The organism is Paraburkholderia lebeckiae, from assembly GCF_050436325.1.
In the GTDB taxonomy this organism is placed as follows: Bacteria; Pseudomonadota; Gammaproteobacteria; order Burkholderiales; family Burkholderiaceae; genus Paraburkholderia; species Paraburkholderia tuberum.
In genome coordinates this window covers 3,057,400-3,074,109 of sequence record NZ_JBNDLZ010000002.1, presented here as the reverse complement: position 1 = coordinate 3,074,109, position 16,710 = coordinate 3,057,400, and the positions used below count along the sequence as shown (strand labels likewise).

The window sequence follows — 16,710 nt, the reverse complement described above, 5'->3', positions numbered from 1 at the left end:
GATCATGTTCGGTACATTGTTTCATTACCCTCGTGTACTGACCCGTCATCGCAATGGTCCATCGGCCGATGATCGAGAACGCTATCTGGCCCACTGCGCACAGGATGGTGCAGCCCATTCAACGCTGTTGGGCCTTGCACCTGAGCTCCTGGCTATTTCCCAGCGTATCACGCTCGACAACGGGCGATTAATTCCGTCTGCGGAGGTCGAGATGGCAGCCGATCGCTGGGTTCGTTACCAGCGACGGCATCAGCGAATCCTGACGGGAAAGTTCTCGCGGAAACGATTTATTCAGACCGCTACACCTGGCTTCGCTTCCTGGGACGACTGCAGGAGCAGCAGCCTGATACGCCGTCATTCGGCGATCTTGTTCAACGGTTCGACCGCTACTTGCGCGAGGAACGCGGCCCGTCGCCGCATACGATCCACAATCGATGCTGGCACGTTCAAGCGTTTCTATGCTGGCTCAGCGAGCAAAGGAGCAGCAACCCGTCGACTGTACACGGCCGTGCTACTCGGGCGCTTCCTCACGGGTGCCGGACATGGGCTGCTCGATTCGCGCGTGCCTGAAGACTCAGATAAGCATCTCACGACCATCTTTGAGCATGGCAACGAAGCCGGCGACTGGAACTATCCGCCCGAGACCATCGTACTTCTTACGCAGGTTCTCAATGAACACGACAGGCAATTGCGAGATACACCCTTGCATTTCCTGCTCGACGCAAGCGATCGTCTCGACAGGATCATTGAGCAGCCGGACTCGCCGGCGCTTGAAGTCACGAATTGCGTCGGAAAAAACTAACCTCCTCGAGCGATGAGCGGCACTTGCATGTCGGAAGACGGACAAAGTGGCAGCAACAAGCAAGCGGCCTTGTTCTCGGGCGTCCGAGTGAAGTTCTAACTCTCGTTCCCCAACACGCCGCTTGCGAGGATCGGCGAGGCCTTCGCGGCTCGTGCCTCGCCTCTGTTTTTCGCACTATGTGACAGGGGCCGGCGTCAAAGCCCGACCAACAAGTTTGAACGGAGTCCACACGCAAAAAAAGACCCGCCGGATCGCGGGTCGAGGTCATCAACCGTTATCGTGACCATCGGTTCTGTTGATCGAGTGCCCATGGGATCCTCTAAGCGCGAACCAGTGCGAGTCCAGACACGGCCGTGTCCTTGCAAATGCAACGTCGCGCCGTAGCATTCACCGCGCATCTAGCCACCCTTTCTTGCAAACAGCTGCATGCCGTTCCCGCACGTCGGCGGCTGCGGGAAAATGAAGTGACGAATCTCCAGGCCGAACTTACCGCGTTCCCATTGCAAAAGCGTGTCGGATTGTACGCAGCATTTCTGTCGTATCCCCGTAAGCTACTCGGTAAAACGTAGCCCGGTGCTCAAGTGCCACCCTCTCGGGCCACGCGGTCGATTCAACGTAGCGTGTCATCATTATTGGACTCACTCCGCACGCAATTCAGCTTCATCGATGCAGTTGCCGATGACCACGAGCTCTTGCTGGCGATCACCAAATGACTCGGACCAGCGCTGCGCGATCATTGCCTGGCTTTCGGCATCCTGCGGCCAGCGGTGTCGAGGTACCGCGGCCCACCATCTGCCAGCCAGACCGTGCCGCGAAATCGCTCCGGCCTGAGACCAGTTGCCGACGAGCTCATTGCGCGAAGCGAGTCAGAAATAGTCTTTTGACCGCACGACGTCTGGCCACTCCGCCTGTATCCAGCTCCAGAGCCGCTCAGGATGAAAGGGTTTGCGCGCCCGATACGCGAAGCTCGTGATGCCGTATTCATCGCTTTCATGACTCGTACGGCAAGGCACCTACGGGGCGATCACGCAAACCTGCAGTACCGTACCAGCGCCGGGTTGCGGCGTTGGTGAGCTGACTGTGCAGGACTTCAGTCGGGCGATCGAAGTCCGTAAGGCCATATGGTCGTGGTCGTTCACAATTTCCACCTGTACACAAATCATGAACGTGCAACCAATACGAACGACGTGCACGACATGCTCAACTTTTTGACTTGTTCAATACTTTATGAACGCTCACTCCATCTGAACACGCCTAACACTCCCGCGCCACGTCCGGGCGTTGGGGAACCATAACCTCAAACAAGCCCATCACTGTGATGTCGATACAGTGTTGCGTTTGCATAAAAAAGTGGCGCAATTTCAGCCAATTACCGCTGCATCCGAAACTTGGTATGGCAGAGCGTGAAGTACTTCTTGAGAACATCCAAGTTCGAATCCTCGAAACGTACGCGTAGTCTTTCTCTTTCGAACGCTCAAGCGCTGCCAACTCTCCCCGTTTTCCGTGATATGCGCCAAGGCAGCAGCATTGCGTGCGCCGGCAACGCCAGCAGCGAAACTCAACTTTATCGAGGCTGCATTCGTCCTTGGCAATCTCCAATCGGGCCCCCATCTTCATCGCCTGGCGGTAGTTTGACGACGGCCCAATGTTGCGCCTCGTCGCGGGGTTTCGCAGACGACCCTGAAGCAGTTCGTCAAGATCAATGCATCCGACGGCGCTGTGCGCAAAAGCGGCAACAGGTTGTCTTCCGTGCCACTTTCATCGATACATCGTAATACTCGTTGTCGAAACCGAACGATCCGGCCATGCCGCAGCATCCTGTGTCCAGCAGCTTCCAGCGCCCGCCGAGTTTGTCGGCCAGCGCGGTTTCGCCGTTCATGCCGAACAGCGACTTCCGATGTCAATGCCAGTGCACGACGACATCGCCTTCGAGCATCGGCCATTGAAAATCCGTAGCGGCAAGGAAGTCGACAAGAGATACGTTTGCGCCAAGAGCGTTCGCGCGATGCCATCCTGCGGCTACTGTTTGAGTAGTGCGTCCTTGAACACGGACAGACAAGCCGGCTCGAGACCGACCACCAGAACGCCGAGCACGATCTCTTCGGATAGTTCGTCGACCCGCTTCACAAGGCTCTCGCCTGGTCGATGAGCCCGTAGTCATGCAGCGGACGTCCGCAACACAGACGCTTGTGAGGCGACACGACGTCGTATCCGAGCAGTGTCAGGACATCGAATGCGGCGCTCGCAATTTGAGGCGTGAAATGATCATTGAACGCATCAACACGCCGCCTATACCTTGCACGAAACGGGCAGGCGTGAACCCGTGCAGCCATGACTATGCTGCACGCGTCAGTGACACTGCGGCCAATGCCGATAGTCGTTCGAAAGACCGTTCGTGCACCGAAACAGTCAACAAGCGAGCTGCGCTGAGGCCCACAACGTAGCGGGTGATCGCAATTTTCAGAGTGACGCGATCACTGCCTGGATCACGCGATCGCAGGCGGCGCCGCGACCATCATGTTCGCGTCTGCTGCCTCCATAAAAATGCCAGGGACGAGCGGCACGATAGCCGCGATCTGAAGAGTCGACGCAAAGCATCACGTCGGCGCGTCGCAATGCTCCGTCAACTGGCGCGCGCGTCCCTTGGCACCGGCTGAACCAGGCTCCGCCGCGCCGCTTCCATGACCAGTGCGCTGATCGTCGCGAGCGGCTCGGGCTCCTGCTCCCACTAATGCCAGCAATGATCGATGACGAGGTCACACTCAAGGGCGAGCGCCACCATTCTGCCGCCACTGATCAGCGGCTACACCTGCATGGCGGAGACCCGCCCATAACCAACGTCGTCCAGGATCGCACTGAGGCCGCCGGCGAAGGAGGATAGGTCTGAGTGAACACCAGGTGCCAGTGCAAGACCTCCAGCACGACCATCGCACCCCAAATTCGCCCAAGCCCACCCATCTGAACGAATGATTTATTTCATGTTGAATCGTTTCGCAATTTTCAATACAATTTGTACGCATGCAGGCTGACTGTCGCAACGGAAAGGAGAAACATCATGGAACAGATCGTGTCCAGGGAGCAGATCGAACAATTTCAACAAAAGGGGGTCACCGTCGTAAGGGGTGTCTTCACGAAGGATTGGCTGAAGACCGTCGCTGCGGGTATTACGAAGAATCTGGAGAAACCAAGCAGACCTGATGCATACGTTGACGGCGAGTCGCGCGGTTTCTTTCAGGACAGCTGTAACTGGCAACGTATTGAAGAGTTCCGCGACTTCGTCCTGAATTCTCCAGCCAAGATCATTGCGGGAGAATTGATGCGCGCGTCAAAGATCAACTTCTTTCATGACCATACGCTCGTGAAGAAGGCGGGTGTCGCCATGCGAACACCGTGGCATCAAGATCAGCCATACAGCCCGATCGATGGCCGTGATTTCTGTACGATGTGGCTGCCGACCGGGCCCGTTTCTAACCAAACGGCCCTTGAGTTTGTGGCCGGTTCTCATGCTTCAGGCAAATGGTACCGGCCGCAGCGGTTTACCACAGGAGCCCTTCGAGAGGACGACGATGCGCGCTGGGAGCTCTTGCCAGATGTCGAAGCAGATCGGGATCGCTACGAGATCTTGAGGTGGGCGATGGAGCCAGGCGATGTAGTCGTGTTCCAGGGTCTCACTCTGCATGGATCAGCAGGAAATAGTGACACGACCGACCGGCGTGTCCTCTCGACGCGGTGGGCTGGCGATGATGCCTGGTTCCAGCGCAGGTCGGGAGATATGTCTCCTCCCCCGCCCGCCGTTGGCGCGCCACGCGATGGTGATCCCTTGGATTGCGAAGCCTTCCCTGTCGTGTGGCGTAGGAACGCGTAGCACGTCTTTACCGCAAGTCGTGCCATCACCTCCGGAGAGTGGGCGGCCTGGAGGGTTCCCGGAACAAGCGATTTGGCGTTCGCGGTCAGGCCGCGCAACCGGAATGCCGCGATGCCTGATCGCGTGTCGCCGCTGCCACACTACCGCTCGCCTCGGATTGGCGTCTGCATCTATGGCTTCGGCACGATGATGCAGAATATCGACGCCGCCGGGCTGATAGCCGCGATCAGCACTCCAGCGACCACAACGTGGCGCTGGTCCAGGCCCCCAGCGGCGATGCCGATCATGTTGTTCTCGCGGGCCGCCGCGCGCTTGCCGACAACCTCCACCACGGCTTGTTGATGTTGATCGCACAGGCTTTCATGTTCGCCATGTCGGTGTACTTGCGGTGCTGGCTTACCAAGGCACGCTGACGCGGTGGCTGCGGCTTCGACGACACCTTCCTGTCGGGCCTCCGAACCGGGCGCCACAAGCAGTCGTGGCAGACCTCCGCCGGCGGCCGCATGCCGCGCAGTCGGCCAGGCCATCGGCGGCTTCGCGGCGGCGCCTGGCCTGAGGGCCGTCGCCTCCGCCTTCAATGCCGTCAGTTGCGTGCCATTATAGGCACGACGCTCTGGTGCGGCGCTAGCGCAGTGTTGTCGCTGCCGCGCGGATGTGATGCCCGCTGTATCTGCCGGCCTGCTCTTTGTGCTCATGTCGCCGAACATACAGGCGCTGCTACGCGGCTTCACTGGTCGAGTTGCGCCGGGGAGCAGCAACCGTCACGAGGCGCTGACGGGTTGCCGCCGGAAACGATTACCCGCCCTGGTTGCACGGGTAGCTGCGATGATCCACGTCGCCCCCAGCTGGCAGGCGAACGAGCCCATCGTTATGCACGCCGGCGTTGCCAGCGAAATGCAGCACTCACCAACTCGGCATCTTCAACGCGTCGGATTGAACTATGCTTTTGACAGTCGATATCGTCATTTACAACGGTTTTAAGGCCCTCGAGGCGATCGGTGCTCTGAGCGTTTTCACGTACGCGAATACCCATCTGGAGCGCTGCGGCCTGTCAGAGCGTTATGACGTCAAGCTCGCTTCGGTCCGCCGCGGTGAAATTCCGTCCGACACGGGCGTACCGCTTGTGTCCGCAAAGAGCCTCAATACACTGTCGTTACCCCACACCGCGATCATTGTCGGCGCATGGGACATCGAAAAAGCGGTGAGCAGGGCACCCGAAATCGTGCAGTGGGTCGAAGCTGCGGCAGGCCGAATGGCACGGACAGCCGCGCTCTGCTCTGGAGCATTCTTTCTGGCTGCCGCGGGGCTGCTGGACGGAAGACGGGCAACGACGCATTGGGCAGTCGCGGACGCACTGAAAGAGAAATACCCCTCAGTGCGCGTCAATGCCGACTGCATCTTCATTCGTGACGGCCGTATATGGACTTCGGCCGGCGTGACGGCCGGAATCGATCTCGCGCTTGCGCTCGTTGAGGAAGATTTTGGTCTGGATATCGCACTCGCCGTTGCCAGAGACCTCGTCGTCTATCTCAAACGGCCTGGCGGTCAGTCACAATTCAGCGCCCATCTCGTCAGCCAGGCAACGCATCATCCGGGTATCAGGGACGTACAGGCCTGGATTCTCGCCAACACGCAAAAAGAGCTCTCCCCGTCCGAGATGGCGGAACGTCTGTCGATGAGCGTGCGCAGCTTTAATCGCTGTTTCAAACGGGAAACGGCCATGACGCCGTCGACTTTCCTGACGCGCGCTCGTATTGAAGCCGCTCGCCGGATGCTGGAAGAAGGAAACTCGCCGGCAAAGACTATCGCTGCACGGTGTGGCTTCAAGACATACGAAGCAATGAGAAAGGCGTTTCACCAGACGCTGGGCGTCACTCCACTCGCCTACCGTGATCACTTCGGTCTTCATCATGGCGACGACCAGGCAGAAGAGCATCTGAGGTGACGGCTTGTCCAGGCGCTGCTATTACGTCGACCGCCGCAAGCGTAGCGTCCCCAGCCAGGCGCTGCCTCGCGATGCGATGGGTCGCCACACGCGGCTTAGCGAATTATTCGGGTTTAAAGCAGTAAACCGCCAACTTGTTGCCATCCAGATCACGGACATAGGCGGCGTAAGCATTCGGTGCCCACCCGCGCGGACCCGCCGCGCCCTCGTCCTTCGCCCCCTCTGCTAGCGCAGAGTCGTAAAAGGCGCGGATCGAAGCGCGGTCCGGTGCTTCGAACGACACGGTAACACCATTGCCCACCGTCGCCGGCTGGCCATTCGCAGGCTTCAGCACAAAAAATGACGGGGAATCCTTGCCCCAGATAGACCCATTATCTCCAAGGTCCGCCAGTCGCAGCAGGCCGATCTTAGCAAGGATATTGTCGTAAAAAACCCGGGCTGTGGCGAGATCATTGGTGCCTACCGTGACGTGGGTGAAAGCTGTCATATTGCCTCCTTTAAAGAACCTACCCGGCTCCCGCGTTGCGAGCGGTTCGAGGTTCCGCTCATTCATCCGGGTGCCATGTGTTGCTACTCAACGCGTTGCGGAATCAGCAGACGCGGTTGAGAGTCGTGGCGTGATGTCTGATGTGATCTTCGACGAACGTTGAGATGAAGAAGTAGCTATGGTCGTAGCCTTCATGCCGACGCAGCGTCAGCGGTTGGCCCGCAACCTTGCACGCGGCTTCGAACACCGTTGGGTTCAATTGCGCCACGAGAAACTGATCATCCAAGCCTTGATCGATCAGAATCCCTTCCGTAAATTTGCGCGTCGCCTTGCCGACGAGCTCGCTCGCGTCATACTGCTTCCAGACTTCGCGAGCCGCGCCGAGATAACCGCCGAATGCCTTCTCACCCCATGGACTGTGCATCGGCGCGGCAATCGGTGCGAAGGCAGATACCGACCGATAGATGTCCGGATTGCGCAGCGCGAGTATCAGCGCGCCGTGTCCGCCCATCGAATGACCGAATATGCCGAGTCGTTCGCCATCGACGGGCAGTTCATTCACCACCATCTCGCGTAGTTCGTCCCGCACGTACGAGTACATCCGGTAATGCTTCGACCAGGGCTCCTGCGTCGCATCGACATAGAAGCCCGCGCCGACACCGAAGTCCCGCGACTCGCTCTCGCCCGGCAGGCCTGCGCCTCGCGGGCTGGTGTCGGGCGCGATCAGTGCGATGCCGTGCTGCGCGGCGAAGCGCTGCGCGCCTGCCTTGATCGGGAATGTCTCTTCCGTGCAGGTTAGCCCGGCAAGATAGAACAGCGCCGGCACCTTCTTCTGCGACGCCTCTTTCGGCATGAAGACGGAAAAGCGCATCGGCAGTCCGGTCGCCTTCGACTCATGCTTATAGATGCGCTGCGTGCCGCCGAACGACGCGTGCGATTCGATCAGTTCCAGCATCGCGCGCCCCTTTAGTAGATGACGACCGAGCGGATCGACTCGCCCTTCTTCATCAAGTCGAAGCCTTCGTTGATCTGGTCGAGCTTCAGGTGATGCGTGATCAGGTCGTCGATATTGATCTTGCCTTCCATGTACCAGTCGACGATCTTCGGCACGTCGGTGCGGCCACGCGCGCCGCCGAACGCCGAACCCTTCCACTCGCGGCCCGTGACCAGCTGGAACGGACGCGTGCTGATTTCCTGACCGGCCGCCGCCACCCCGATGATGAACGACTGCCCCCAGCCCTTGTGCGTGCACTCCAGCGCCTGACGCATCACCTTCGTATTGCCGATGCACTCGAACGAGTAGTCGGCACCGCCATCGGTGAGCTGCACGATGTGATCGACCACGTTCTCCACCTCATTCGGGTTGATGAAGTGCGTCATGCCGAACTTCTTCGCGAGCTCGATGCGCCCTGGGTTCAGATCGACACCGATGATCTTGTCGGCGCCCACCATCCTGGCGCCCTGGATCACGTTCAGGCCGATGCCGCCGAGACCGAACACGACGACGTTCGCGCCCGCCTCGACCTTCGCCGAATACACGACCGCACCGACACCCGTCGTCACGCCGCAGCCGATATAGCAGATCTTGTCGAACGGCGCGTCTTCACGCACCTTGGCGACCGCGATCTCCGGCACGACGATGTAGTTCGAAAACGTGGACGTGCCCATGTAGTGAAACAGCGGCTTGCCATCCAGCGAGAAGCGCGAGGTCGCATCGGGCATCAGGCCGCGGCCCTGGGTCGAGCGGATCGCCTGACACAGATTGGTCTTGCGCGACAGGCAGAACTTGCACTGGCGGCATTCCGGCGTGTAGAGCGGAATGACGTGATCGCCCTTCTTCAACGTGCCGACGCCCGGACCGACGTCGACAATCACGCCTGCGCCTTCATGACCGAGAATCGCCGGGAAGATGCCTTCCGGATCGGCGCCCGACAACGTGTAGTAGTCGGTGTGGCAGATGCCCGTCGCCTTCACTTCGATCAGGACTTCACCGGCGCGCGGCCCTTCGAGGTCGACTTCTTCGATCGTCAACGGTGCACCGGCTTTCCACGCGATTGCTGCTTTCGTCTTCATATTTCCTCGACACTCACTTTACGACTGGTAGCAATCATCGACTAAGGTCCTGAACGAGGAGTTTCACTTCCCTCGGATTGACTAAAATCGAGTGCATATTGGCCCAAAGTCGGTGGCCTCAACCGATGAAGAAAGGGCGCTGCGCGATCTGACTTGAGCTCGCAAGGACATGAAGTATCAGCGACGCGTCAGGCCAAGCAACGGCTGTTATCGAGTCAGCCCCGCCGAAGGGACAAGATGGTGATGCAGGAATATATCGACGCAGCGCATGCCTGCGGCACACGCGTGGCTAGTCGTGACGGCAAAGTCGGGACTGCGTCGCACGTCAGTGCGCTCTGCCCGCGATGATCGAGGCGTTGATGGCGCTGCGCGGTATCAGTCTGCTCGCGGCTGTAACGGTGATCGCAGAGCTGGGTGATTTCGCACGGTTTGCGAACGCGCGCTAACCCCAACTACCTGCCTGTCCAGGTCTCGTGCTGTGCCCAGTGAACACTCCAGCGGCAAGCGCGAGGGCCGCGGTGGAATCACCAAGACCGGCGACAGCCACGTTCCGCGGGTATAAGTTGAAGCAGGTGGACCTATCGTCATGCTGCCGCAAAAGACCGCAATTCTGCAGCGGCTCGCGGACCGCACGGCACTCGAAGTCCAGGTGATCACGTGATCGGCATACAAGCGCCCGCGTCACAGTTTCGCGAGTTGATGGCATGCGGCAAGATCAAGAACCAAATCTGTGCCGCCGTTGCGCGGGTGCTCGTCGGCTATATCTAGGCTATTGGGCCACACATTCGTCGACACCAGACTGGGGGCAGCTGCCCGACGTTTCGTTTGTCATGAGGTAGCCAACCCGCGCATATCAGAATGATCAACTGTCGGATAACCGCCTCGTCCTGGCCTGGCAGCCTGTTGTTGACGACCATCGAAGACGCCCGGTTTCGTATGGTCGTGAGCGCGCATACGCTCACGACCAATGCATTGCATGGAAACCGCGTCACGACAGGCTTTGGAGAACCGATTTTGATACTTGACACGGCCCATACATATCAGCGTCGCGCCCGGCAAATACTGAAAAAAATCGATGCGCAACGCGACGACTTCTTGCCGGCAAGATCTCGCTAACGGCCCAAACTTTGACTCAGGACGCGAAGATAATTTTCGCCCCTAATGCGCGGCCTTGGGCAAAGCAGAGCGTCGGCGAACGCTATCGGGTCTTGTTAGAGAGGTGTTCGACCGCATCCCAGTCGACAGCGACTCCAAGACCAGGCCCTGCGGGCACCTCGATATTCCCGTCTCGATACACAATTTCCGTCGAGAGGATATCGGAGCTCATCATCAATGGTCCGGGTAACGCGGCTCCGTAGGACATGTCCTTAAGTGCGGACGCAGTCTGGAGATACGCCGCGGTCCCGAGCCCGGTATCCATCATGCAGCCCATGTAATACGACAGACCCGCTGCGTCCGCGACTGTAGCGCTTTGCAATGTCGCCAATATGCCTCCGGCCTTCGCCAGCTTCAGCGCAATCATGTCTGCCGAAGCACTGCGAATAATGTTGAGAACATCGTTCGCGTTCATTGCCGATTCGTCCGCCATAATGGCAACACGGCTCTGCTTTTTCAGGCGTGCCATTCCGGCCAGGTCCCATTTTGGCAAGGGTTGTTCGAGGACCGTGATGCCCAGATCCTGCAGTCTTGGCAGTGCCCAGTTTGCGGTCATCTCGTTCCAGCCTTGATTCGCATCGAGGCGGATCTGGAAATCTTCGGGAACATTGCTAACCAATGTGCGAACCCGCTGTATATCTGCTGCGGCTTCAAGGTGGCCAACCTTCACCTTGAAGCGAGAAATTCCAAACCGCTCGTTAACGTCCCGGGCCTCTTCGATTTCCTGTTCAACAACGCCTGATGCCAACGACCACACCATCGGCACACTCGAACGCCGCCGGCCGCCCACTAGTTGTGCAACAGGTACCCCAAGCGCCTGACCGGCGACGTCAAAGCATGCCATCTCGATCGCCGCGCGAGCGAAGGGATTGCCACGAACCGTTTTGCTCATGACGGCGGCAACATCCGAGCACTGAAGAGGATCCCGTCCGAGGATGGCAGGAGCGAGGTATTCTTCGATCACGGCACGTGCAGAGCTGACAGACTCCTCACTCCACACGGGCCCACCTGGAATCGACGCTTCGCCTGCCCCGACCAATCCCTCATCCGTTTGCAAACGGACGATGACGGAGTGAGCACCATAAAGCGGCCCGGAACTCAAGGTATGGTTCCGTCGGTAAGGAATACGAATTTCAAATGTTTCTACAGCAGCTATCTTCATAGTTAACCTCAACGTTTTCGTCCTGCATATCGGGGCTCACAGTCCGAGCCGCGAGGACCGAGCATGGCACCGCATCTTTTCGAGCAACGCCTCACAGGATCTTCCCGCGCCTCTCTGCCACCGAAGTTCGGTCGCACAAATCAAAACCCGTCGTCACCAGCTCGCCTTTCCCGCCCGATCCCCATGCTCGTCAGTTCGCTAACCCCGAAGCGTGCCCCGATGTGGTCTGTTGCGTGGCAACTCGCTCATGCTTCTCAGTAGCGTAGGAACAGCAATCAAGGAAATTTCCGGTCCGACAAAACGGACCCGTCCTGATGGTTCTCACAGGCGAGCCACCCAATACGGCGTCTGGAGAACATCGGGATCACTCAAAGATTACTGCGTGGGAGTCACATCCATATGGAAAGTCGGCTCCGAAAGCCTCTTGATTGTACCGTCCGCCTTTGCGGCACGAATAGCCTGATCAAACATCGCTTTCAGTTGTGTGTCCCCCTTGCGGAGCCCCACCGCAGATCCCTGCCCAACTACACCGCCCGCAAAGCATGCACCGGCCAGCACCATGTTTTCATTGCCTGGTTTCGCAGCCGTTCCAATCAGTGAATCCTTCGAACCGAGCACCGCATCCACCCGGCCGGCTACCAAATCCAGGTCACGTGATTCCTGCGTCTTATATTGCCGAATAGAAATGCCCTTCAGATGGGTGTTCGCAAATTCTACCGACGTCCCAGCCGCTATCGTGCCTACCACTTTTCCCGATAGCGCAGCCCTCACTTCCCCAAGGGCTTTTTCGGACGCGGCTGCATCGCTCAATGAAAACGTTCTGTCCTGCAGCGGCAGTTTTTTGGCGACGTCACTGCCTTTCAGTGTTGCGAACGTATAGCAGAGCGTCGCGTACGGTATCGAGAAAGCAATCGATTCTTCGCGCTTCGGTGTAACTGCGAGATCATCCATGATTGCGTCGTACTTCCCTGCGTTCAGCGCCGGAATCATGCTGTCAAAGGACTGCGCCGTAATCGTGCATTTGACCTGCATCCGGTCACAAAGATTGCGCGCCAGATCGATTTCAAAACCGGCCAGAGTCCCGTCGGGTTTAGTATAGTTCCACGGAACGAACCCGCCCTCGGTGACAATTCTCACCTCTTTTTGAGAATTCTGGGCATTCGCCTGTCCGAGCCCCAAAGCGACGATGCCTGAGGCCATCATGGCGAGTAGGATGAAGCGCGAGTGGTATTTCCTCAAACTATTCATTTTCACCCTGCAAAAGTTGTTGATTGCGCACAAGCGAAGCCTATCGGGCCAAAAACTGCTGAAGACGCACGGAACGCCCGGAACCGAACACTTCATCCGGTGTTCCTTCTTCCTTTACTGTTCCTTGATCTACAAACACTACGCGGCTCGAAACTTCCCGAGCAAAAGCCATTTCATGAGTAACGATCAGCATAGTTCTGCCCTCCTCTGCAAGCCGACGCATCACCCGAAGTACCTCACCAACAAGTTCCGGGTCTAATGCTGATGTGGGTTCGTCGAAAAGCATTAGCAAAGGATGCATCGCCAGTGCGCGGGCTATCGCTACACGTTGCTGCTGTCCACCTGAAAGATGGGACGGATAGAAGTTCTCCCTATTCGTTATTCCAACCTTGTTGAGGAGTTCCCGCGCTTCTTCGACGCATTCCTTGCGCGGTCGACCATGAACATGGATGGGTGCCTCGATGACGTTCTCAAGCACCGTCATGTGAGACCACAGGTTGAAGCTCTGAAAGACCATGCCAACATTTGCGCGAATACGGTCAACCTGTCTATGGTCGTAAAGTCGTTGCCCTGCCGCCCGATGGTTTGACATCTTAATCTGCTCGCCAGCGACCGCAACTTCCCCGACGTCAGGAACCTCAAGCATGTTGATACAACGAAGTAGCGTTGATTTGCCTGAACCTGAAGAGCCGAGTATCGAAATCACCTCACCTTCGCTCGCCTCGAGCGAAATACCCTTGAGGACCTCAAGAGTGCCGTATCGCTTACGGATGTCCGTGAGTTGCACGGCCTTCGGACGTGCCCCACTACTCGCGTTCATATTGTCTTTTCCCTCAAGAAGCCTGTTTGTTCATCGCCGGAACACCTAGATGAGGATCGAGACTTCGCTCAATCCACAGCACCAGCCGAGTCAGAAGTAAGTTAATGGCAAGACAGATAATTCCTGTCGACACACAGGCTTCGAACGGGGCGTTCCATTTCAGTGACAGTGGTCGACGCGATACCAGTTACATCCATGAAACTTACAAAGGATGCCAAAAACATAGCCTTTACCATGGCGATGATTTCGCTTACCGTTCCCAGGAAACGTCGGTCTGGCTGCAATCGGTACGGCAATCCATTCGCATCAGCAACAATCTCCGGGGAATCCCCCAGGCGGATCATGCTTCGAATTCCGTCTTACGAACGGACCACGACGCGCCACGAATGATCTCGCTCGGAAGCCTACCAATACGATTTCCGTAGGAAAAGCCATAGAAACATCTACCTGTTCCTGACGACCGGCCCTGACGGCGACTCGCCAGAACGAATATCATCAATCCATGCATATAAGAATAAAAGTATTCATTCATCTATGGAAGAGAGTTAACCCTGAAGCGAGTTGCCGACCTTGCGCAGATGGAATGAGAGCATGAGGGCACCGCACGAAAAGGTTAGCGCACCATCGAGCCACGAAGGGATTGCTGTGGTTCGTGCGGGGCTACAACCGTCCGTGGGCGTTTGCTGCCACGTCTCACCGGACCACCCGCCGTGCGCGGGCACATGCCTCGATGCTGAAGAAAGGGGCTAATGCCGCTTAAAGAAGCCGCACGAAAAGCTACTGAAGCAGACATAGCGTGCGGGCAGAAGGTCGATAACTGTCGCGCCATGCCAATCAATGTAAGCACCGGTGGGTAACGTAGACGATCCCGCAGGGACGGTCGCCGCCTCAGCCTGTGCAGAAAGCGCTGTTGCGAAAACAGGCCCTCATGCCCGATCATCAGGTGGTTGATATGCACTGCCTGAAACAAGATAACGATCGGCGACCACCGCCTGCTTGACCCGTACCGACGACGTCGACGGGGACGGCGGGGCCCCCCGTTTGCCAAGAAAAGCTTGCGTTCCGACGGTTATGCTAGATCAGTTGCATCCTTATTCGGCCCGTTGAAATGGCCCCGGCCTTGAAGGAACATGCCGGCAAGGTTCTGATCTGACACGGGAACCTCGGCAAGACGTTGACCGGGGGCGCAGTGCCGATGCCATTGGCCGATCTACTCGATCTGACGTTCACGAAACACGGTAACCCCGATGCGTCGCCGGCGAGAGCAGCCCAAGAATGGGGTGGCGCCGCAGATAAGGGGGGCCGGTGAAGGAAAGCCGTTGCCGTCCTGCACTCGGGCTGATAAACGGCCTTCTACACGCTTGACTGCAGAGGTAGAGGCGTTCCAGCTCGCTGCTGTGCAGGTCACCAAGCAGTCGAAGTGGCGGCGCCCTCGAAAAGTTTACACGACGCCAGTCGGACACCCGCACCAGTTTCGCCTGAGCAATTGCAGCCTCGATACGGCACCTCTCGCACCAGACTATCGCGTCAACCGTCAGGCGGGGCCATCGGACGATCTCTCTCGCGTCGACAAGCCCACGATGTGCGACCAGGCATCTATCCGCAAAAACCCGAACCAGCAATATGCATGCATAATTTCATTCTTGCATTTTATTTATGTATTGTTACCATCATGCGCATTGGCCCAGCGGTTGACGCTGGACCGGTGGCCCAGACGGAATATTACATTCACACAACATGAGACAGGTTTTCTATGAAAGCCTCGAGAGAACGCGTTGATCGAAACGATCCCGTTCCCTCGGGTCGGGGGTGTCATGCTCGATTTGTATTCCTTTTTGTCTGAGGCAGGAGTTGACCGACGTCTCACATGCGGTTCGCCCGCAAGTACCTCGGTGTGGACCTTTGTAGCGTTGTCGTCAGTTTTTGATCTATTATAAATTTGGAGTACAAATGAATAGTTATAAGGTCATTCTCGTCGCTGCTGGGTCGTTTGCAGCCTGCTCTCCCGCATTCTCTCAAAGCTCGGTTACGCTCTACGGAGAGCTGGATGAATCGATACAGTACGTGCACAACACCGGAGGCCAGCACTCGCAGATAAGCCTTCAGGGGGGGCAAATTGGAACCAATAAGTGGGGGCTTAAAGGAGCGGAAGACCTGGGCGGCGGACTCCAGGCCGTATTTCGGCTGGAGAACGGCTTTGACATCAACAACGGCAAAGCTAAACAGGGTGGCGCATTGTTTGGTCGCTATGCCTATGTCGGCATGAAGTCGGATTCCTATGGAACGATCCTCGCCGGACGTCAATATGATACGTTGATGGACTTGGTGTACCCCGTGCAGCCAAACAATTACCTCTATTATTTCACCACTCCGGGAGATGTAGACAACTCTGACGGAAACGCACGTATCAATAGCCAGGTGAAATGGCTGAGTCCAGTTTGGTCAGGGTTTCGAGTGGCGGCAGCGTATTCGTTCGGTGGAGTTGCTGGCTCCATGGGGTCTGGGCAGACGTATAGTTTCGCGACTTCGTACACTGCCGGGCCACTCATGTTGGCGGCAGGCTACTCCCACGCTGACCAGGGGAACCCCACCCTTTCTACTCGTGGAACATCAACATACGGCAGCTTGTTCCTGAGCCCTGTCAACGAAGCTTATTCGACGGCAAAAGCGATCAACATCGCTCGCGCTGGGGCAAAATATTCGATCGGTCCCGTGACGCTTGGTGGATATTATAGTTATTCGGAATATCTGCCCGACGCCTACTCCAAATTCCGAATCGCTGAGCGATACAACAATGGCTCGATCTACGCAAATTGGAATATCACACCATTCGTGCTGGTACAAGTGGGTTACGATCTCCTGAAATCTCATGGTGATTCGTCGGCCACGTACAACCAGGTAACACTCACCGGCGATTATCTGTTGTCGAAGCGTACCGATGTTTACGCATCCGCGTCATACGGACATGCTTCCGGTCATAACGGATTGGGGGTCGCACAAGCGGTGATTGCTGATTCGTTTCCGGCCGCTGGCAACGCTAGCCAGACACTCGTTTTCTTAGGGATGCGTCATCGCTTTTAATAGTGCCGAATGAAGGCACGCAGACGCAGTAGGCCCGCTCCCGGGGCGGCGCCGGCATGCGCCGCCGCGATC

General features: G+C 57.5%; 11 protein-coding genes and 3 pseudogenes. 4 read left to right on the top strand and 10 right to left on the bottom strand.

What is annotated here, in order from left to right:
• The first annotated feature begins 4 nt into the window (after nucleotides 1-4).
• A complete protein-coding gene (locus tag OKW44_RS17495) occupies nucleotides 5-802 on the top strand; it encodes a hypothetical protein (RefSeq protein WP_239499210.1) in 798 nt (265 codons plus the stop codon).
• Between the two features lie 644 nt (nucleotides 803-1,446).
• Here OKW44_RS17495 and OKW44_RS17490 read toward each other — a convergent pair.
• The 3 pseudogenes from OKW44_RS17490 to OKW44_RS17480 all read right to left on the bottom strand — a co-directional run.
• Nucleotides 1,447-1,794, bottom strand: a pseudogene (locus tag OKW44_RS17490) (GTP-binding protein); the annotation flags it as partial.
• 690 nt (nucleotides 1,795-2,484) lie between these two features.
• Nucleotides 2,485-3,084, bottom strand: a pseudogene (locus tag OKW44_RS17485) (heterodisulfide reductase-related iron-sulfur binding cluster); the annotation flags it as partial.
• A 341-nt stretch (nucleotides 3,085-3,425) separates the two neighbouring features.
• Nucleotides 3,426-3,662: pseudogene (locus OKW44_RS17480) on the bottom strand (HTH-type transcriptional regulator ArgP); the annotation flags it as partial.
• A 195-nt stretch (nucleotides 3,663-3,857) separates the two neighbouring features.
• On the opposite strand from OKW44_RS17480, the gene OKW44_RS17475 reads away from it, so the two are divergent.
• A complete protein-coding gene (locus OKW44_RS17475; protein ID WP_018423089.1) occupies nucleotides 3,858-4,667 on the top strand; it encodes a phytanoyl-CoA dioxygenase family protein in 810 nt (269 codons plus the stop codon).
• Between the two features lie 170 nt (nucleotides 4,668-4,837).
• Here the strand turns inward: OKW44_RS17475 and OKW44_RS17470 are convergent, their stop codons facing one another.
• Nucleotides 4,838-5,374 carry a hypothetical protein gene (locus OKW44_RS17470; protein ID WP_162634062.1) on the bottom strand — a complete coding sequence of 179 codons (537 nt, stop codon included), beginning with the start codon at nucleotides 5,372-5,374 and terminating at the stop codon, nucleotides 4,838-4,840.
• Nucleotides 5,375-5,607: 233 nt separating this feature from the next.
• Here OKW44_RS17470 and OKW44_RS17465 point away from each other — a divergent pair, with 233 nt between their 5' ends.
• The gene (locus tag OKW44_RS17465; RefSeq protein WP_018423091.1) at nucleotides 5,608-6,612 is read left to right on the top strand and encodes a GlxA family transcriptional regulator; all 1,005 of its coding nucleotides are present in this window, start codon (nucleotides 5,608-5,610) and stop codon (nucleotides 6,610-6,612) included.
• A gap of 103 nt (nucleotides 6,613-6,715) precedes the next feature.
• On the opposite strand, the gene OKW44_RS17460 is transcribed toward OKW44_RS17465, so the two are convergent.
• The 6 genes from OKW44_RS17460 to OKW44_RS17435 all read right to left on the bottom strand — a co-directional run bounded on the left by OKW44_RS17460 (nucleotide 6,716) and on the right by OKW44_RS17435 (nucleotide 13,557).
• Entirely contained in the window at nucleotides 6,716-7,099 is a 384-nt protein-coding gene (locus tag OKW44_RS17460) for a VOC family protein (protein WP_018423092.1), read from the bottom strand.
• Nucleotides 7,100-7,202: 103 nt separating this feature from the next.
• Nucleotides 7,203-8,054: an S-formylglutathione hydrolase gene (gene fghA / locus OKW44_RS17455; protein WP_018423093.1), complete on the bottom strand. Its 852-nt coding sequence runs from the start codon at nucleotides 8,052-8,054 to the stop codon at nucleotides 7,203-7,205.
• Between the two features lie 11 nt (nucleotides 8,055-8,065).
• Nucleotides 8,066-9,172, bottom strand: coding sequence for an S-(hydroxymethyl)glutathione dehydrogenase/class III alcohol dehydrogenase (locus tag OKW44_RS17450; protein ID WP_018423094.1), 1,107 nt, complete (start codon nucleotides 9,170-9,172; stop codon nucleotides 8,066-8,068).
• Between the two features lie 1,198 nt (nucleotides 9,173-10,370).
• Complete coding sequence (locus OKW44_RS17445; RefSeq protein ID WP_051103833.1) at nucleotides 10,371-11,489, bottom strand: muconate/chloromuconate family cycloisomerase; 1,119 nt, start codon at nucleotides 11,487-11,489, stop codon at nucleotides 10,371-10,373.
• Between the two features lie 375 nt (nucleotides 11,490-11,864).
• Nucleotides 11,865-12,737, bottom strand: coding sequence for a transporter substrate-binding domain-containing protein (locus tag OKW44_RS17440; protein WP_085952364.1), 873 nt, complete (start codon nucleotides 12,735-12,737; stop codon nucleotides 11,865-11,867).
• A 40-nt stretch (nucleotides 12,738-12,777) separates the two neighbouring features.
• Complete coding sequence (locus OKW44_RS17435; RefSeq protein WP_018423099.1) at nucleotides 12,778-13,557, bottom strand: ABC transporter ATP-binding protein; 780 nt, start codon at nucleotides 13,555-13,557, stop codon at nucleotides 12,778-12,780.
• A 1,950-nt stretch (nucleotides 13,558-15,507) separates the two neighbouring features.
• Between OKW44_RS17435 and OKW44_RS17430 the strand changes: the two genes are divergently transcribed.
• Nucleotides 15,508-16,638 carry a porin gene (locus tag OKW44_RS17430; protein ID WP_018423100.1) on the top strand — a complete coding sequence of 377 codons (1,131 nt, stop codon included), beginning with the start codon at nucleotides 15,508-15,510 and terminating at the stop codon, nucleotides 16,636-16,638.
• Nucleotides 16,639-16,710 lie beyond the last annotated feature (72 nt).